We start from the raw sequence: 19,099 nt of genomic DNA on the forward strand, positions 1-19,099 counted from the left end.
CTATTGAATTTTTTAGTGGTGGCTATCGTCGTTAGCCGTAATCTCTTTCTTTCATCTTTTCTTCGTTTTACATTATTAATACTGTTCGCTCTATGCGAAATCTTTGATATTAAAGCTGTCGGGAGCTTTCTTTCCGCTTCCGGTAGTTCCGGCTTCCTTATCTTTCAATTCATAAAAAGCCGAAAGGCTCTCTGCCATGAGGTCGGAAACGATTTTCTTTGCATCGGGTTTACCTGAAACCACCTGTTCAAACATATCGGTCTGCCGTATATCCAACAGGGTATCGCCAGCCTTTTTCTTTTGTTCGGGAGTGGCTTCGTCGGTTTTATTTACTGTGCGAACCATATTTCCCAAATCATCAAACTGAACTCCTGAAGCAAGTGCGGCTTGTGCCGTGCCTTCGACTTCTTCTTCCTCGTTCTCCGGCTCATCTTCGTTGTCGTCCGCCCGTTCATATTCGAGCGGGACATCTATATCCATCGGCTCGTTATCTTCATCGGGCGGAGTGTCGGAAAATGTTTCGTCCAATTCTTCCTGCGGTACTTCTGCCGACGGTTTTACCTCGTTAGGCGGAACAAATGTATTGGGATTTCCTGTCGGATTTTCAGTTTTTGGCGAGCTGGCAGCAAGTGGCTCCGATTTGGCAGTAAGTGGCTTCGCTGCACTTAAATCGAACCTACTTTTTCCTACAATATCCGACTTCAATCGCCCTGTTTCTTGGATTGAAGAACCTTGTCCGACAATGTTCTTTCTTCGCCTTTTGCCTACTTTCAGTCGCAGAAGATAAATTCCGACGAAAAGGGCATACAGGATAACTACGGTTATAAATATCTTTTCCATCTTACTTATTGGGGCTTAAATAGTCATCGTCGCAACTCTTTTTGTATAGTTCTGAAATATCGTCTTGAAAGGTTTCAAAATGGTGCTTCAACACATTGTCTATGTAGCTAAAAATGGAAACTTCATTGTCGCCAATGGTCTTCACAATCTTTGAAATCCGATTGTGGTATTTTTGGCGGATAGCGACCTGTTTTCCGTTTCTTGTAGGTATGTTCGCATTTACAAGAAATCGTCTTTTATAGATGTCGGTAGATTTACGTTCTTCGCTTGGAATAACTATCATTTCTACTTCCTGTTCGCCCGGAACAACTTTTTCACTCTCGTTTTGTTTCACTTGTTTTCGGTGGCGTATTGCTTTGGGTATCATTACCGCAGCAAGCACCACGAGGCAACACACGATAAGACCTATCGTCATCGTGGTGTCATTGTAAAAAATCGGATTGGGTATCATACATTTGTTGTTTATGGATTAGAAAATTGATTCGTTATTTTTGTTGTACAGTTCCGTTATCTCATCCTGATAAGCGGCAAAATGTTGGGTCAGCACATTGTCAATGTAGCTGAACAAAGACACCTGATTTTTACTGATAACCTGAACTATCTTCGTTATCTTTTCGTGGTGTTCTTTGCGGATATAAACCGATTTTCCTGTACGTGCCGTAATCCCGACTTCCTGAATGAACAGGCTTTCGTAATCGGGCGATTTGCTTCGTTTGCGTTTCGGTTCTTCACGGGAAGTTTCTTCCTGAACGGTCGCAACGGGTTGTACCGTTTCTTCGGATTCTGCTTCCTGTTCCTGCTTTTTCTCGTATTCGGGAACTAATGCTCTGGGTATGGAACTCGGATTGTTTCGTCGTTCCTTATTTTTGAATGAGGATATGACAAAACTTGCGTCTATCTCATTCAAATTCACTTCTTCTTTCTTTTTTGCCATGACTGATTATTTTAGGGTTTCCAACATTTCATTTATCAGGGCATCGAGGTTGCTACCCCTTACCAGTGCTTTGTCCGCAGGGAATAGCGTAGAACGAAACAGGGCTTTGTGGTTTACCGATTGTTCTCGACGAAATCGCTTGCTGTCGGGCAGGAATGTTTTGAAAAGCGGGAAACCCAGTTTGTCAATCACATCCTCATATACTTCGTAGAGTTCCGTTTTTTCACGCCCATCGACAAGATTCCAAAGCAGGTACAATCCTTTGATTTTGGCTTTGCCCGGCGTAATCAGGGCATCATTGACCGTAATTACATATTGCAGGGTACTTTCCAATACCAAGCGGTCGGCGCTTATGGGAGCTATGATATAGTCCATAAGTGAAAGCGTATGTACCACCGCAGGATTGTTGATAGTTCCCGGCAGGTCGAAAAATACGAAGTCGGGCTTCAATTCTTCGATTACGTCCTGTGCATCTTCCATAGCGTTTTCGGGACTGCTCTCGATAACTTCGTAAGCCTTTTTCCCCAACGCGGAAAATTGCTCGTAAGCCATGAGTTTGTAATGCTCATCGTCCATTGTCATTTGCATATCACGCTCACGCATTTCTGCAATCGAATGTTGCGGAAAGTCGCAGTCAATCACGGCTACATTGTAGCCACGTACATAGTGCAGGTAGGAAGCTACCAACACCGTAAGAGTTGTTTTTCCGGCTCCGCCCTTTTGGGTGCTGAAAGCCACATTCAAAATTTTCTTTTCCATTGTCTGAAATTTTTAATTAATAAACATTGTTTGTATCTCTGGTCGGCTATACAGCTATCCGCCTGTTTAGCCATTCGTTTAATCATTTGTCTATCCGTTTATCCGTCCGCACGTTCGAGCGTTTGGCTGTTTAGCTGTTTGTCCGTCCCTCTGTTTAACCGTTGGAATGTTTAGCCGTTTAGCCAGCCGTTTGTTTGTTCAGCCATTTATTTGGCTCTATCTCCATACAGCCGACTGTATGTTTTTATATCCGTACAGCTATTCGTTGGGCTGTCCGTCTGTTTGTGCATACAGCCGTTTTTCTCTGCAAATAAAAACCTAAAATCTCGCCTGCACACTACTTTTTCACGAGGTGGCAGCAAGTGGCGTCGATTTGGCGGCAAGTGGCTTCTCTCGCTGGAATACAGCACGTTACTTTAGACTGTAACTTTGCAGCATGAAACGTCGGGAGGTATTCGACCGCCATTTTAGCTCGCTTGGCTCGCATTCATATCTGCCCCTGTTCAGGGCAGATTTTATTTGCGACATGGCAAATAGCAAGCTGTATTTTTTGCTGCACGGAAACCGTTTTGCTGCAAAAAATGCTTGCCCCACAAGGGGGACGCAAAACCTCCGAAGTCGGGTTGCTGATTGAATCATTTCGGGCAATGATTGTATGGCGTCGGATGCCGGAACGACGGATTGTAACACTAAAAAAATCCGACGTATGAATGAAAATGTGAAGAACTCCTCAAAAAAGGGAAAAGGGGGACGTCCCCCCAAGAATAACGCTGCCGCTTACCGATACTCGGTAAACTTCACGGCTACCGAACACGCCCGGTTTCTCTCCATGTTTGAGCAATCGGGAGTACAATCAATGGCACGTTTTATTGCTGCCCGTGTGTTCGGGGACGAGTTTCGGGTGGTAAAAATCGACCGTTCCGCTATGGAATACGTTACCAAACTCACTTCGCTTTACGCACAATTCCGTGCGGTGGGCGTGAATTACAACCAAGTTGTAAAGGAGTTGCACAGCAATTTTTCGGAGAAAAAAGCATTGGCTTTGCTCTATAAATTGGAAAAGGCAACCGTGGAACTGGCAGAAACGGGTAAGAAAATTCTGGAATTATCGGAAGAATTTAAGGAAAAATGGTTGCAAAAATAAATATCGGAAGCAACCTGTATGGTGCGTTGGCATACAATCAGGAGAAGGTGGACGAAGGTCTGGGGAAGATATTGGGAAGCAATCTGGTCTTTGAACCTGCCGACGGCCAGATCAATGTTGCAGAATGTATGAATGATTTTATGCAGTTTGTTCCGGCTCACTTTCGTACCGAAAAACCCGTTTTTCATGTATCACTCAATCCACATCCTGATGACCGCCTGACGGACGACCAACTGGCAGACATCGGACGGGAGTACATGGAGAAACTCGGATACGGCAATCAGCCTTATCTTATTTTCAAGCATGAAGACATCGGGCGGGAACACATACATATCGTTTCGCTCCGGGTGGATAGTGAGGGAAAGAAAATTGACGGTTACAAGGAACATGAGCGAAGCAAAGAGATAACCGAACAGTTGGAACGCAAGTATGACTTGCATCCTGCGGAGGGACAGAAACGCTCCGAAGGGTGGGAACTTTCGCCTGTCGATATTTCCAAAGGCGATTTGAAAAAGCAGATTGCTTCAGTTATCAAACCGCTGGCTTCGATGTACCATTTCCAGTCAATGGGCGAATACAAAGCCGTTCTTTCTCTGTATAATATAAATGTAGAGGAATTGAAAGGCGAAGCGAAAGGCAAACCATATCGGGGGTTGCTTTATTCGGCAATGGACAGCGAGGGTAACAAAGTCGGCAATCCGTTAAAATCTTCCATTTTCGGAAAGTCTGTCGGTTATGATGGACTTGAAAAACGTATGGAGAAATCGACCGAACGTATTAAAACCAAAAACCTGAAAGCACATACGTTAAAAGTGGTATCGGAAGCCAAACAGGGCAGCCAAAGTGAGAGCGAGTTCCGAGCGAAACTAAGGCAGCAGGGTATTGATGTTTTGTTCCGGCGGAATGACGAAGGACGTATTTATGGGGCAACATTTATCGACCATACCACTCGTACCGTTTTGAACGGTTCTCGGTTGGGCAAAGATTATTCCGCTAATGTATTCAATGGTTTGTACGGTGGGAATCAGCAGCAGATACAAGAGCCAATTCAAGATACCCGACTTTCCGATGTTTATAAAAATACCGAACAGTCAAGTAAGCACTATGAAAGTAGCCACAGTTCGGATAACGTAACAGGTGGGCTTTTCTCAATTCTTACTCCGGAGCCGGAGAATTATCCGAAAGATGATATGCCATTGCCACGCCGCAAGAAAAAGAAGAAACGGAGGTATGGGAGGCAGATGTAGTCGAAAATTAAAATTGCCCCGAAAGTTCATGTGGAATTATCAGGGCAAAACTATGGTTCTTTCTTATTTTATAGAACTGAAAAAGGCTTTAACTCGTTTGTCTGTTAATAAAGACTTATTGTTTTTCCAATATTCATATGCCTCTTGAATGGAACCCATAGGAATGCCTGCGTCAAAATACGGCTCGCCGGGAATCCTGAAAGGAAGAGGAGCAACGTGTTTACTCTTTGTGATTTCTTCGGGAACGAACTTATTTCGCTTTATTGCTTCCGCCAAAAGAGATTTCAATTTGCCATTCTCATTGTTTATGATTGCAAGCAGTAATCTTCCATAAACAAATTCAATACCCCAATCATCCTTATGCTTTCTCAATAATTTGGCAGCTGTTTCATAGTCTTTCAGAGCGAAATAACATTCCAATAACAAATATCTCACGCCTTGATGGTCATCTTCATTATAACCAAGTATTTCGGAATAGAGCAGTATTGCTTCCTCATATTGTTTTCTGTCCTGATGCTCCATTCCTAAAATGTGGCAAGACCGTAAAAATGGACGATTATCCAAGTTACTCCAACGTAGCTTATGTTTGGATTGCTTCAATTCTTTTGGGAAACACGATTTTCCGATAAGGTATGATTTTTCTGCTGTCAAGAAACTTTCAAAAGACTTTTTCTGATTCTTGAATGCAATGCTTAAATGATTGTAAGCGTCGATATGATATGGGTGCTTCTTGATAATTTTCTTGAAAATCTGCTCTGCCTCCACATCATTATAGTCTAACAACTCAACACCCTCATAATATTCATTATACGTTTCCTCATTGTCAATGGAGGGCGGAAATACAAATTCCCATTCGCTTTCGTGGAAATTGACTACCTTTGGTTTTTGCGCTACCATATTTGTTTTTATTTATATTTCAATTACGAACCAACTTATTTTCCCAAGCATTTTTGTTATCATCATTGGGAACTGCAATAACTAAGATTTTGCTTGGTCGTGTCATTCCAACGTATGCGATTCTTAATTCTTCGCTTGCCGAAATTGATATATTTTTATTGAGTAGTGTTTTATATGCACTACCAATGCCTTTAGTCTTTAATATTAAAAGAACAGCTTCAAATGTTTCTCCTTTCACACTATGCACCGTGCCATATCTGTAATTTTTCTCAATAATCTGTTTGTCTTCATTTAAAAATAATTGGGGAAACGAAAGGCGTAAGCCGTCTTTATGAACACGTAATTCAAAACCACAATTATTTTCTTTTAGAGCCTTGTTTGCTGCATCAACCCACTCTCCAATAGAAATATTTGTTCGAGGAAGCAGATTTATAAAAGCATGGATTTGGCTTTTAAAGGTAACAAATCCCATTTGAGCAATTGCATCATTAATATCATCCTCTGAACAATAAGATAAATTGCTCAAGGTTTTCAATAAGATTCGCTCCAATATTTTAAAGCCGTCTTTGAAACGCCCGTTATCATATAGGAATTTTCCTCTTGCAAATTCTCGCGTATGACTATCTACCCATACATTAGTACCAAAAGTAATTTCAGGAATGCCAAGAATTTCATTAACGATGCTTTTACTTCGATAAATTATCGCGGTAGATTCTTTAGACACATTGATTCCCTGTTGCTGGCATTCATCAATAAAGTCAGATACTATCTGAGGCAAATTGCTGTTATATGTAATTACTTTAGGTCGATGAGCAAATTCCCGGACTTGCTCGTTTACAGAAACAGAAGCATCACTCAAAGAAGAAATTCCAAAAGTGAAACCACAGATATTTTGCGAACTTCTTCGGTTTTCATTCAGTATAATGGAGTTTTCCCATTCGTCATATTTTTGAGTGAGTAATTCCGGTCTTGCGTCATTCCATTCAAAAATAGCTTGGTCTGGATCGCCGACAAGCATTATTTCACTCAATCCGTTTTCAATGAGTATATCAATTATTTTCATCTGAATATCAGATGTGTCTTGGGCTTCATCTACTATCAAATAAGGAAATCTGACGGCAATAGCTTTGGCGATTTGAGGATATTTTTCAAGGATTTTCATCGCAAAAAAGTTTGCATCATTTTGTGTGGCATACCCCGCTTTATTATAGCGCTTCTTTGCTCCTGTAATATATTTGTTTTGCTGCCAATTAGCATTCATTTTTGTTGCTTGAATGGCATACATACTACCATCAATAGCGTAACTTATATTGTCAAATAGAGTGCTACTAAAGTCTTTTCCACTCCAAGTCCCATGAGGTTCACCAACTAAAATAGGCCTTCCTTTACATCCTAAGATTAAATGCCCAAAGGGAAGGAAAATGTATTTGTTTACAAAGCTGTCGATAGTCCCAAGAAAATGGGGATATGCGATTTTACTAATACTAAATTTCTCGTTGCACTTTTTCTCTATTTCTTGCCATGCAACATTTGTAAAAGAAAGCACGGCTATTCCCTCATGTCTCTTTTTCCAATCATGGATTAATCGAGCTAATCTTGCACCTACACAATAAGTTTTTCCACTACCCGGACAGGCTCTCACAACAAATTTTCCTGATTTGTTGAATACAATTTCTCGTTGACTATCTGATAGCGTTCTAAACATTCGATTATTCTCCTTTCGTAGCGTATTTTATAGCATTTTGGAGATATGTAGGCACAACAAACGCATTTCTCGCATTTTCGTCCGAAGCCAATTTCACAGCCAATCTATGTGCTAATTCTGATTTTGCCTTATTTGAGATAACTTTCTCTAAGAAATTTGTCGCATGAATTTTTACGTCAGCATTTTCAATAATTCTACCCGCTGCGACAGGATGCATTTCCTTGAATATTTCTATGAGAATATCTTTGTTTCCTGCAATGAAAAGTTCAAATTCAAATGTTTGTTCTGCCAAAAACACTTTTAGATTCTTTCTTTCAAGTTCACTGGCTACCTTTGCTCTTGAAGCAATTTCGTCCGTTTCTTTATCTCTATCATCATCGGTAATCAAAGAGCATCTTGTTTTCAAATTTTTGTCATTATCATCATTGTTAAACAAATTAGCAAAATGAGAGAATGCGACACCATTTAAATTGACTAATTCAACTCCAGCACTTTCGATATCGTACTTTCCATTCTCTTCCATAATTTTGCTAAAAATCGGTAGAAGTAATGATTCCGAAATACCCTCAACTAAAATCACCCCATTAGAAAAGAATAGTTGCGACTTTGTTACATCTAAGAATTTATGCAAGTATTTTCGGTTATCTCCTGACAAGCCTGATTTGTCAAGAGATAAGGCAGACACTTTATTATCCTGATTCTGCAAAACCACAACGGACTTCAAATCTGACTTTGCTGTGATTGTCGGAGAGTGTGATGATATGAATATTTGAAATCCTTGCTCCGTATCAAGTTTATTCAGGTATTTAAAGAAAAGATTTTGTAGTTGCGGGTGTAGATGGGCTTCGGGTTCTTCTATAAGTAGGGCTGCATAACTTTCCTTGTTGAGTTCTTTTCGTTGTTTCAAATCCCCTAAAACAGTAGCTGTATAAATTAGGTTGTTATATCCAAGTCCGTTTTGATATAGTTCGAAATGCTTCTGCTTTGATGAATCGCCTTCAAGCAATTCATCAGTGTAGATAGGCATTTGAATTTTTAGATTATCTACTAATCGGTTAAAATCAAATGGGAGAAACAAAATTTCAACTTGCTGTTGTTTGCTCGCAAAGCTCGTTTCTCTCAAATGTTCGTTTATTTTTTCTTTCCCTTTGCCAATGTGTTGTGTCCAATCAGTATCACTATCAACTGCTTCACGAACCTTTTTTGCAATCTCTTTTTTCTTTTCTTTATCGGTTTCAGCGTTCGGATCAATTTGAATATTGGCATATAATTGCCCTAAACGGTTTCCCCTGATTGGGCGCAAATGATTTTCTGCATCTCGTAATGCGTCCAAATGAACATGATACAAAAGAAATAAGATCTCTGGAGCGATTGCCTGTCCTTCATTTGTTCCTCCCCATACCTTATACCTGATTCTTTCCTCTTCATCAAGATAATAGCGGAAATGTAATTGCAAATCCTGTGTCCCGTCTTCTTGAACACTCAATAAATCGTTGAACCAACCCGCTTCAGCTGGGTCTTCTATTTTAAAATGCAAGTGAAATTCTATATCGTTTAGGGTATCACTTATTTCGGTTTTTTCTATATGAAAGTCAGGATACGAGATATAAATGTCCCTTTTCTGATTACCGTAACTTAAACAGATGCGTAAAGCGTCAATAATCGCCGTTTTACTGGAGTTGTTTTCTCCGATAAGTACGTTTAGCCCTTTGCTAAAGTGAAGAGCTAAATCGGCAATTCCCCTAAAGTTTTTTATAATGAACTTTTCTATATACATAGTTTTATTGATGCTTATAAGTTGTTGATTATTCGTTAAACTTTAACACATCTGCAAAGATAAGGTATTTTATAGTATTCGGGGTTAATTTTCATATAGACAAGTGCCACAAGCAGCCAAACCGAAGCCACATACTGCCACCTAAAGCAAAACTGCATAAAACCTCACATATCCCCTATACTTTCGCTTCTTAAACAATTTAATTTTTAAGAAAATGCAACAAGAAGACGATTTAAGAGGACTTGCTAAAGTCATGGAGTTTATGCGGGCAATCAGTATTTTGTTCGTGGTTATGAACATATACTGGTTTTGCTATTATGCCATTCGAGAATGGGGAATCAACATCGGAGTAGTAGATAAGATACTCCTGAACTTCGACCGCACCGCTGGACTTTTCGGCTGTATCATTTACACCAAAATATTCGCCGTTGTTTTCCTTGCCCTGTCGTGCTTTGGAACAAAGGGCGTGAAAGAGGAAAAAATCACTTGGCCGAAAATTTATGTTTTTCTGACAATCGGTTTTATCCTGTTCTTTATGAACTGGTGGATACTCGACCTGCCATTACCCGCAGCAGCAATAACGGGGTTTTATGTTCTTACAATGACAACAGGTTATCTGTTCCTGTTGGTTGGAGGATTATGGATGAGCCGATTGCTGAAGAACAATCTTATGGACGACGTTTTCAATATGGAGAACGAATCGTTTATGCAGGAAACACGGCTATTACAGAGCGAATATTCCGTGAATTTGCCAACTAAGTTTTGGTATAAAAAGAAGCAATGGAAAGGTTGGATAAACGTAGTAAATCCGTTTAGAGCGAGCATTGTATTGGGAACGCCGGGTAGTGGTAAATCATACGCCGTTGTCAATCAATACATAAAACAACAGATTGAAAAAGGATTTTCAATGTACGTGTATGATTTCAAATTCCCAGACCTTTCCACAATAGCCTACAATCACTTGCTTAATAATCAATTAGGCTATAAAAAAGTGCCGACTTTCTTTGTGATTAACTTCGATGATCCGAGCCATTCGCACCGTTGCAACCCTATCAATCCGTCTTTCATGGAAGACATATCGGACGCATACGAATCGAGTTATACCATCATGCTCAATCTCAATAAAACGTGGGTGCAGAAACAGGGCGACTTCTTTGTAGAATCGCCGATTATCCTATTTGCTTCGATTATTTGGTATCTGCGTATATATAAAGAAGGGAAATTTTGTACATTCCCACATGCGATTGAATTCCTAAATAAAAGATACGAAGATATTTTCCCGATTTTGACTTCCTATCCCGAACTCGAAAACTATCTGAGTCCATTTATGGACGCATGGCTCGGTGGTGCAGCCGACCAATTAATGGGACAGATAGCGAGTGCTAAAATTCCGCTTTCGAGAATGATTTCGCCACAACTGTATTGGATAATGAGCGGGGACGAATTTACGCTTGATATAAACAATCCTGATGACCCGAAAGTGTTGGTGGTCGGTAACAATCCCGATAGACAAAATATTTACGGTGCAGCTCTCGGACTTTATAATTCACGCATTGTGAAACTTATAAACAAGAAAGGACAGCTAAAAAGTTCGGTCGTGATTGACGAGCTACCGACCATTTATTTCAAAGGCTTGGATAATCTGATTGCGACCGCCCGAAGCAATAAAGTAGCAGTATTATTGGGTTTTCAGGATTTCTCACAATTAACAAGGGATTACGGCGATAAAGAAGCCAAAGTCGTAATGAATACTGTTGGCAATATTTTCAGCGGTCAGGTGGTTGGAGATACTGCCAAAACGCTTTCCGACCGCTTCGGGAAAGTCTTACAGAAACGTCAGTCAATGACTATCAACCGCAACGATAAATCAACCTCTATCAGTACCCAAATGGATAGTCTTATTCCTGCTTCCAAAATCTCCAATCTGACACAGGGTATGTTCGTCGGTGCGATTGCCGATAATTTTGACGAGCGTATTGAGCAGAAGATTTTCCATTGCGAAATAGTGGTGGATAATGCGAAAGTCGCTGCCGAAACGAAGGCGTATCAATCCATTCCTGTGATTACCGACTTTACGGACGAAAACGGAGTTAATCGAATGAAAGATATGATTAAGGAAAATTACGACCGAATCAAAGCCGAAACCAAACAGATTGTTGCAGAGGAATTACAACGTATTAAAGACGACCCTGCATTGGTTCATTTGTTGCAGCAAGGGGAATAAAATCAGGTCTTAACTTTCTTATAAGGCGGAATAAAATCGTACCTTTGCAGCATTCAGATATTATATATATTGAACAATTTTAAAGATATACGAACAGTTGAAGATATTCTCAATTTAGAAACGGGCGAGAATATCAGTGCTTCCGCATTGCTTGGCAATATGGATAGCGATGATATTGTACTGCTAAGAAGGAAACTGCGTACTGCTAACAGAGAAGGAAAACCTATACTGGTTTGTGCCGAATGCTCAACCAAGTTAGAATTGAGATGCAATAAATTGAGTCGCGAAAGTAGAGGGAAAGATTTCTATTTCTTCAAGCATTATAAAGACGTTAATGAATGTTCCATTAAAACAAACTCTCGATTGCCTGTGGGTGTATTATTGGCTCGAAAATATGAAAATGTAAAAGAGAGCATTCCACATATAGATTTAAAGAATAGATTAGGATATATCATTGAACAATTTCATTCACCAAAACAAATCAGCATTGATGATAAATTTTACTTTGACAAGTCAGGTAATGGAGAAAGACGAAAACCAGACGTTTACGCTATTATTGATGATAAAGAATATGCATTTGAGATACAGTTGAACACAACGTTTCTTAGTGTAATTGAAGAAAGGGAGGTATTTTATGAAAGAAATGATGTTTCTATTCTATGGATTTTCAAGCATTTTCCTTTAGAAGATGGGCTTCAACGATTAACCCAAAAAGACATATACGTTCCTAATAGACTAAATGCTTTTGTGTTGGACGACGAAATGCTCGACTTATCTATTAAAGAAAAGGAATTACATTTAAGAGTTTACTATAAGACTTTTCATGTTGACGGGTGGGAAATTTACAGCCAGTGGGATACAGATGTTGCTACAATCAAGGATTTAAAATATGCTGAAAATTTCAAGCCCTTTTTCTATGATTCTTTTGCAGATAAAGAATATGCAAAACAAGAGTTGAAACAAAAAGAAGAAGAGTATAGATTAGAACAACGAAGAATTCAACGTATTCAACGACAGGAAGAGGAGCGATTGGCTGAGCAGGAACGAATAAAGCAACTTAAAGTATCAAGATGTAAAAGACTAATTAATTTTATACAATCTGATATTGACTGTTTAGAAGAAAAGCAATCTGAATTATTGATAGATAAAAAACAATTAGAGAATAAAGTTGACGAGCTTCAAATCAAGAATGAAGAAATATCTCAAATACAAAATGATATAATTGAAGTTGTGGAGAAAATGTACAACTATCTAAAAAAATATAACAATAAAGCATGGAGATATGACTCTAATCCCTTATATCGACATTGTGATATTTCTTCTATCAAAGACAAATACGAAGATCAAATAAGAGGATTCGAGAATGCCAAAAATGAAATTCAAACCAAATTAAGAACAGAAATTATTCCAAAAAAAACATTTATAAATGAATTTTTAACCTGCGATATTGGTGGAATAATATACTCTATAATTACGCCTGATAAAAAATATGAATGGCTTGTGGAAAAATTCCCAGGAGAAATTAAAGTGATAGGAACAAAGGATTTAGGTACGATATTCGCGGATAGTTGCATTAAAGATATTCCTAATGTTTCTTTTTTTCGTTGGAGCATTGGAATTAAAAATAACCAAAATACATTCTTAATGGATATGTCTTCAAGAAAAGCAGACACCATTTCTAAAGAAACGGAATTGAACAAACAACTTGATAAAATATCACACGACGAAAACAATTGTATTGCCGAATTAAAAAATGACACTATCAAATTATTAAACGACGAACAGAGCAAAAATACAGCTTTGATGAAAGAATGTAAAGATAAGGCAAATACAACTATGAACGCTCTTTTGGACAGTTCGGCAAGGACAGAGATTCTTATAAACAGGCTAAATATATGTCAGCAATACATGTATAACTTCTAAAAAAATAGTTCCAGTTTAGTCTGGTAATATTTAAAAAATATATTCTCTTGAAATAGAATTGGGAGTAATGAGGCTGTCTCAAAAGGGAGGCAGTCTCTTTTTTTTTTTTGCAATTTCATATAAAATATTCTTCCAAAAATTTTCTATTTTTACAATTTATTTGTATCTTTATGACTGTATATCAAACATATAAGATATGTCAAAACCAATATTTAAGTCATACAATCAAGGTCAAATAAGCCTGTTTCCCGCCAGTTTAGATGAGAAAATTCCACAAGACTCACCTGTACGCACAATCAATCAAATAGTTGACAATCTGGATATCACCAACGTATTCGATACTTATAAAGGTGGCGGCACCAGTGCATACCATCCCCGGATGATGCTTAAAGTGATATTATACAGCTACTTGAACAATATTTATTCGTGCCGTAAAATCGAACAGGCACTTTTAGATAGAGTTAGTTTTATGTGGTTAGCAAGCAATCAAACCCCTGATCACAATACGATTAATCGCTTTCGATCTTCTCATTTAAAGAATACGATACATCAGATCTTTACCCAGGTGGTGGTCATGCTGGTGGATATGGGCTATTTAAGTTTGGATGTGATTTATGTGGACGGGACTAAATTAGAATCACGTGCCAACCGTTATACTTTTGTATGGCGCAAATCTGTAGAAAAGAACAAAGCAAAGTTAGAAGCAAAAATCCGTAAAGTACTGGAAATGGTCGAAGAGGGTATTGCACAGGACAATCAACCGGACGATGAGCCTCCTACACCCATCAACAGTTAAGAATTAAAAAAACGGATTGCTCAGATAAATCAGGAGAACCGCTCGAAAGAAGAGAAAAAATCAATAAAAACGCTTGAAGATAAGTATTTGCCAAAACTTGAGGAATACGAAAAACACCTCAAAACGTTAGGCAGCCGAAATAGTTATTCTAAAACCGATCCGGATGCCACCTTTATGCGAATGAAGGAGGATCACATGATGAACGGTCAACTCAAACCGGCTTACAATGTTCAGATAGGAACAGAAAACCAGTTCTTTACTCATTATGATTTTTACCCTAATCCTACAGACACACTTACTTTTATTCCCTTTGTCAATGGGTTCAGCGAACGTTACGGTCTTCTTCCTGCCAAAACAGTAGCCGATTCGGGTTACGGCAGCGAGGAAAATTATGAGTTTATGGAAACAAATGAAATTGAACCGTTTGTAAAATACAACTATTTTCACAAGGAGCAGAAGAGGTCATTCAAAAACAATGGTTTTCTTGTTCAAAACCTGTATTACAATGCTCACGAGGATTACTTTGTGTGTCCCATGGGCCAACACATGGAAAAAACCGGAACTACGGAGAGAAAAACTGATAACGGATATATCTCGAAAATAAGTGTTTATGAGGCAAAAAACTGTCAGGATTGTCCACTGAGGTGTTTGTGCCACAAAGCGAAAGAAAATCGCAGGATAGAAGTTAACCATAATCTAAACCGACATAAGCACAAAGTCAGGGAGCTGCTAAACTCTGAGGAAGGGCTTTTACACAGAAGCCGAAGACCCATAGAGCCTGAGGCGGTATTTGGTCAGACTAAATCCAATAAACACTACAACCGGTTCAGGCATTTTGATAAAGACAAAGTTATGATGGACTTTGCTATATTTGCTATTGCATTCAATTTGGGGAAAATGTATCGAAAAACTGAAAATATCAACAAAAACACACCCAAAACCGTAAAAAACACTCAATTATGTGTTTTGATCTTTTTTGTGGTTCAGTACACAAAAAAAAGTGCTGAATTTACAAGAAATGATTTCTCAAATCCTGAAATTGCAGCATAAGAAAAAAAAAGAAAGAAGCTGCCCTTATGGGACAGCCTCATTACTATTTATTGCTTTCAACGCCACACATTACCAAACCGAAGCCACACACTACCACCTCACTAAAAACCAACCGCTAACACGCTGATTAATTCTACTTTTATTCTGCATTAATAGTGATGCAGAACAAAAAACAGTTTTAATCATGGATGAAAAATTAAATCCGAAAGACAAGGTTCTCCTTATGCGGGATGAAGGGGAAGGCAACAAACTCAAAGTTGTAAAAGGTATTGACAAGAAAGGAAAAATCAATGCCATTGATCCCATGAAGGCGAAAAATACCGATTTTCTAAAAATCGACAAACACGCCGACCCAATCGAAAACTTTTTCAAGAACTTCCTCAATCAAGCCAAAAATCCCTCGCATACGGGATTTTATGCTGTTACGGTTGATATGCTTGACAAAATACTGCATATCCAGGAAGAAGATTTGCAAAAGCACCGTATCAATCCGAAAGATTACCTGAACAACGAGCAGGAGCAATCTTCCAAACAATCAGAAAACAAAGTATCAACCACCGAAAAAGAGAAAAAAATGGAAACAACAACCGAACAGAAAACCGAATTTAAGCAATTCGACACAAGCCGTATCCATGAAAGCGAGTATCAAAAGTACGGCATCAACCCTGAAAATTTGGAAGGCGAACTCAAAGCGATGAGTTACGGCTATAAATCCCCGCATTTGGTAGATATTAACCCCAATATTGACGGAGTGGACTATCCGATGAAAGCCCGCCTGTCATTGGAAGAACAACCCGACGGAAGCCTGAAATTCATTCCGCATCCCCTTCAGCAACAGGTCGATTTGGATAAACCGTTTCAAGGAATTATGCTGCCAAATGATGTGAAAGAAAACCTGTTGGCAACAGGCAATGCCGGTCGTGTCGTAGAATTACAACCCAACGGCGAAAAAATACCGTCGTTGGTATCTATCGACAAACTGACCAACCGTTTGGAAGCCGTACCCCTTGACAAACTGACCGTTTCTCAAAACCTCAAAGGTGCGGAACTATCTCCCGAACAGCAACAGGCGCTCAAAGAGGGGAAGAAAGTATTGGTCGAAGAAATGACCTCTAAGAGTACTATCGGCACGGAGAACCCCCGAAAGTTCGATGCTTACGTTCAGTTCAACGCTGCCAAAGGTGGATACGATTTTTCTTACGACGGATTGGACCGTAATAAGTATAGACAAGAGAACAAACGTGAACAAAGTCAAAGTCAAAGTCAAAACGATGACCAGCAGAATAAAGTCCGTATTCCCAAAAAACTCTTAGGAGTAGATTTGGACGATAAACAACAAAACTCACTCCGTGAAGGTAAATCGGTCTATGTGCAGGGAATGTTGAAAGACGAAAAAGGCGAACCTTTTAACGCATACGTGAAAGTAAATCAGGAAAAAGGCAAACTTGACTTTTTCAAATGGAATCCCGATAGAGCCAAAAAGCAGGGAGCAGACATTAAAGTAGCCGAAGGAAACAAAACACAGGTGGCTGTTAATTCGCAAGGAAAAACCAATGAAGCGACCAAACATTCCAAAGAGCCCTTGAAACAAGGTCAGCAGCAACCGACCGAAAATCAGCAACAGAACAATCGACGAACTGTAAAGAAAAATACAGGACATAAAATGTAAAATCAACCACTAAAAAAATCCACATCAAAAATGAAAGTAATAATTGCAGAAAAACCAAGCGTAGCCCGTGATATAGCGGCTATCGTTGGTGCGAGTAACCGCAAGGACGGTTATTTGGAAGGTAACGGATATTGTGTTGCATGGGCATTCGGCCACCTCGTTGGATTGGCGATGCCGCAGGATTATGGTATCACAGGATTTCAGGCTGAAAACCTACCGATACTTCCGTCAGAATTTAAGTTGCTGCCCCGTCAAGTAAAGGACGGCAAGGAATACAAGCCCGATCCGGGAACGATGAAGCAACTAAAAGTTATCCGAGAACTATTCAATAAATGCGAGCGTATCGTGGTTGCAACCGATGCGGGTCGCGAAGGAGAGCTAATATTCAGATACATTTATAGTTATTTGGAGTGTAATAAACCTTTCGACCGTCTTTGGATAAGTTCGCTTACCGACCAAGCTATACGAAAAGGGCTGGAAAATCTTCGTCCGGGAAAAGAATATGACAACTTGTACGGTTCCGCCAAAGCACGCAGCCAAGCCGATTGGATTGTTGGAATAAACGCTTCGCAAGCCCTTTCCATATCAGCCGGACACGGCGTATGGTCGTTAGGCAGGGTACAAACGCCCACACTTGCGATGATATGCAGCCGATACCTCGAAAACAAGGAGTTCAAACCACAAACTTATTTTCAATTCAGATTGCACACAGCAAAAGATGAAATCCAATTTGCTGTAATTTCTACCGAACGGTACAATACGAAACAGGATGCAGACACAATCTTAGAGCGTATCCGCTCGTCAGAATCAGTCCGCATCGTCAATATGGAAACGAAACAAGGACGTCAGGAACCGACATTACTTTATGACCTGACCACCTTGCAGAAAGAAGCCAATAGCCGGCACGGTTTTTCGGCAGATAAAACCCTGTCGGTGGCACAATCGCTTTATGAAGCCAAGCTCATTTCTTATCCGAGAACCGGAAGCCGTTATATTTCCGATGACGTTTTTGCTGAAATACCGGCCCTAATCAGTATGCTTTCTAATCATTCTTCATTCGGCAACTATGCAAAAACATTGTCGGAAGCAAGTCTGAACAGGCGTTCAGTAAACGACAAGAAAGTTACCGACCACCACGCCCTGATAATTACCGAAAATACGCCGAAAGATATTTCAGCCGACCAGTGTATTATCTATGATATGATTGCTGCCCGGCTATTGGAAGCCTTTTCGGGTAAATGTACCAAAGAAAACACAAACGTTTCTTTGGATGCTGCGGGCGTTCCGTTTTCGGTTAAAGGCAGTGTTGTCCTTATTCCGGGTTGGAGAGCGGTATTGAATGCACCCGATGATGAGAAAGGCGAAGATGATGTTTCTACACTTCCTTTCTTATCCAATGGCGACGTACTTCCTATTAACGGAACGGATTTATTGGAGAAACAAACCAATCCCCGTCCGTTACACACGGAAAGCAGTCTATTGTCTTCAATGGAAACCTGCGGCAAAGATCTGACCGATGAAGCTGAGCGGGAAGCCATTAAAGAATCGGGTATCGGTACACCTGCTACACGAGCAAGTATTATTGAAACCTTATTTTCACGTGAGTATATCATAAGGGAGAAAAAATCCCTTGTGCCGACCAACAAAGGATTGGTGGTGTATTTAGCTGTCCGTGATAAAAAGATTGCGGATATCGGTATGACGGGCGAATGGGAAAGTGCCCTGAATGAGATAGCTTCGGGAGAAATGAATGCAGATACTTTCCACAGGGGGATTGCAGTGTATGCCGCGCAGATTACCACCGAACTGTTGGGAAGTAAAATTGAAGGCGGCAATACAAAAGAAAGTTGTCCGTGTCCCAAATGTAAAAACGGTCAGATCGTTTTCTACCCAAAAGTAGCCAAGTGTAATAACGAAGATTGCGGATTGACTGTGTTCCGGAACAAGTCGGGCAAGGACCTGACCGATGGACAACTGAAAGACCTGCTCACCAAAGGGAAAACAGGCATTATCAAAGGTTTTAAGAGCAAAAAAAATAAGTTTTTTGATGCTGCTATCGCTTTTGACGAAGCCTATAAAACAGTTTTTGAATTTCCTCCGAGAAACAAAAAACGGAAATAAAAGTAGTATCTTT

At 39.7% G+C, this 19,099-nt stretch carries 13 protein-coding genes and 1 pseudogene; 7 read left to right on the forward strand and 7 right to left on the reverse strand.

From position 1 onward, the window contains the following. Positions 1-90: 90 nt before the first annotated feature. From F5613_RS14930 to F5613_RS14945, 4 genes are read right to left on the reverse strand one after another with little or no spacing between them, the layout of a single operon-like run. Entirely contained in the window at positions 91-840 is a 750-nt protein-coding gene (locus F5613_RS14930; protein WP_179400362.1) for a DUF4122 family protein, read from the reverse strand. A 1-nt stretch (position 841) separates the two neighbouring features. Continuing rightward, entirely contained in the window at positions 842-1,291 is a 450-nt protein-coding gene (locus F5613_RS14935; RefSeq protein ID WP_179400363.1) for a DUF3408 domain-containing protein, read from the reverse strand. A gap of 18 nt (positions 1,292-1,309) precedes the next feature. After that, positions 1,310-1,774 (reverse strand): DUF3408 domain-containing protein, encoded by a 465-nt coding sequence (locus F5613_RS14940; protein ID WP_179400364.1) that lies wholly within the window; start codon positions 1,772-1,774, stop codon positions 1,310-1,312. A gap of 6 nt (positions 1,775-1,780) precedes the next feature. Next, complete coding sequence (locus F5613_RS14945) at positions 1,781-2,533, reverse strand: ParA family protein (protein WP_179400365.1); 753 nt, start codon at positions 2,531-2,533, stop codon at positions 1,781-1,783. Positions 2,534-3,239: 706 nt separating this feature from the next. Between F5613_RS14945 and mobA the strand changes: the two genes are divergently transcribed. Then, positions 3,240-3,677 (forward strand): conjugal transfer protein MobA, encoded by a 438-nt coding sequence (mobA, locus tag F5613_RS14950; protein ID WP_179400366.1) that lies wholly within the window; start codon positions 3,240-3,242, stop codon positions 3,675-3,677. Beyond that, complete coding sequence (mobB, locus tag F5613_RS14955; RefSeq protein WP_179400367.1) at positions 3,662-4,924, forward strand: conjugal transfer protein MobB; 1,263 nt, start codon at positions 3,662-3,664, stop codon at positions 4,922-4,924. Before mobA ends, mobB begins: the two co-directional genes overlap by 16 nt. A gap of 63 nt (positions 4,925-4,987) precedes the next feature. Here mobB and F5613_RS14960 read toward each other — a convergent pair whose 3' ends face one another. From F5613_RS14960 to F5613_RS14970, 3 genes are read right to left on the reverse strand one after another with little or no spacing between them, the layout of a single operon-like run. Beyond that, a complete protein-coding gene (locus F5613_RS14960) occupies positions 4,988-5,821 on the reverse strand; it encodes a tetratricopeptide repeat protein (protein ID WP_129593957.1) in 834 nt (277 codons plus the stop codon). Positions 5,822-5,840: 19 nt separating this feature from the next. Next, positions 5,841-7,526 (reverse strand): ATP-dependent helicase, encoded by a 1,686-nt coding sequence (locus tag F5613_RS14965; protein ID WP_129593956.1) that lies wholly within the window; start codon positions 7,524-7,526, stop codon positions 5,841-5,843. 4 nt (positions 7,527-7,530) lie between these two features. Continuing rightward, the gene (locus tag F5613_RS14970; protein WP_179400368.1) at positions 7,531-9,303 is read right to left on the reverse strand and encodes an ATP-dependent nuclease; all 1,773 of its coding nucleotides are present in this window, start codon (positions 9,301-9,303) and stop codon (positions 7,531-7,533) included. 214 nt (positions 9,304-9,517) lie between these two features. Between F5613_RS14970 and mobC the strand changes: the two genes are divergently transcribed. The 5 genes and pseudogenes from mobC to topB all read left to right on the forward strand — a co-directional run bounded on the left by mobC (position 9,518) and on the right by topB (position 19,086). Then, positions 9,518-11,527: a conjugal transfer protein MobC gene (gene mobC / locus F5613_RS14975; protein ID WP_179400369.1), complete on the forward strand. Its 2,010-nt coding sequence runs from the start codon at positions 9,518-9,520 to the stop codon at positions 11,525-11,527. Between the two features lie 69 nt (positions 11,528-11,596). Next, positions 11,597-13,450 (forward strand): DUF6035 family protein, encoded by a 1,854-nt coding sequence (locus F5613_RS14980; RefSeq protein WP_179400370.1) that lies wholly within the window; start codon positions 11,597-11,599, stop codon positions 13,448-13,450. Positions 13,451-13,646: 196 nt separating this feature from the next. After that, positions 13,647-15,296: pseudogene (locus F5613_RS14985) on the forward strand (IS1182 family transposase). A 184-nt stretch (positions 15,297-15,480) separates the two neighbouring features. Next, entirely contained in the window at positions 15,481-16,965 is a 1,485-nt protein-coding gene (locus F5613_RS14990; RefSeq protein WP_179400371.1) for a DUF3945 domain-containing protein, read from the forward strand. 30 nt (positions 16,966-16,995) lie between these two features. Continuing rightward, positions 16,996-19,086 (forward strand): type IA DNA topoisomerase, encoded by a 2,091-nt coding sequence (topB, locus tag F5613_RS14995; RefSeq protein ID WP_179400372.1) that lies wholly within the window; start codon positions 16,996-16,998, stop codon positions 19,084-19,086. The last annotated feature ends 13 nt before the right edge of the window (positions 19,087-19,099 follow it).

The organism is Macellibacteroides fermentans (genome assembly GCF_013409575.1).
GTDB lineage: Bacteria > Bacteroidota > Bacteroidia > Bacteroidales > Tannerellaceae > Macellibacteroides > Macellibacteroides fermentans.

Bases quoted from the DNA above. Each gene is read 5' to 3' on its own strand.
- F5613_RS14930 (WP_179400362.1), bottom strand. From the start codon at position 840: ATGGAAAAGATATTTATAACCGTAGTTATCCTGTATGCCCTTTTCGTC.
- F5613_RS14935 (WP_179400363.1), bottom strand. From the start codon at position 1,291: ATGATACCCAATCCGATTTTTTACAATGACACCACGATGACGATAGGT.
- F5613_RS14940 (WP_179400364.1), bottom strand. From the start codon at position 1,774: ATGGCAAAAAAGAAAGAAGAAGTGAATTTGAATGAGATAGACGCAAGT.
- F5613_RS14945 (WP_179400365.1), bottom strand. From the start codon at position 2,533: ATGGAAAAGAAAATTTTGAATGTGGCTTTCAGCACCCAAAAGGGCGGA.
- mobA (WP_179400366.1), top strand. From the start codon at position 3,240: ATGAATGAAAATGTGAAGAACTCCTCAAAAAAGGGAAAAGGGGGACGT.
- mobB (WP_179400367.1), top strand. From the start codon at position 3,662: ATGGTTGCAAAAATAAATATCGGAAGCAACCTGTATGGTGCGTTGGCA.
- F5613_RS14960 (WP_129593957.1), bottom strand. From the start codon at position 5,821: ATGGTAGCGCAAAAACCAAAGGTAGTCAATTTCCACGAAAGCGAATGG.
- F5613_RS14965 (WP_129593956.1), bottom strand. From the start codon at position 7,526: ATGTTTAGAACGCTATCAGATAGTCAACGAGAAATTGTATTCAACAAA.
- F5613_RS14970 (WP_179400368.1), bottom strand. From the start codon at position 9,303: ATGTATATAGAAAAGTTCATTATAAAAAACTTTAGGGGAATTGCCGAT.
- mobC (WP_179400369.1), top strand. From the start codon at position 9,518: ATGCAACAAGAAGACGATTTAAGAGGACTTGCTAAAGTCATGGAGTTT.
- F5613_RS14990 (WP_179400371.1), top strand. From the start codon at position 15,481: ATGGATGAAAAATTAAATCCGAAAGACAAGGTTCTCCTTATGCGGGAT.
- topB (WP_179400372.1), top strand. From the start codon at position 16,996: ATGAAAGTAATAATTGCAGAAAAACCAAGCGTAGCCCGTGATATAGCG.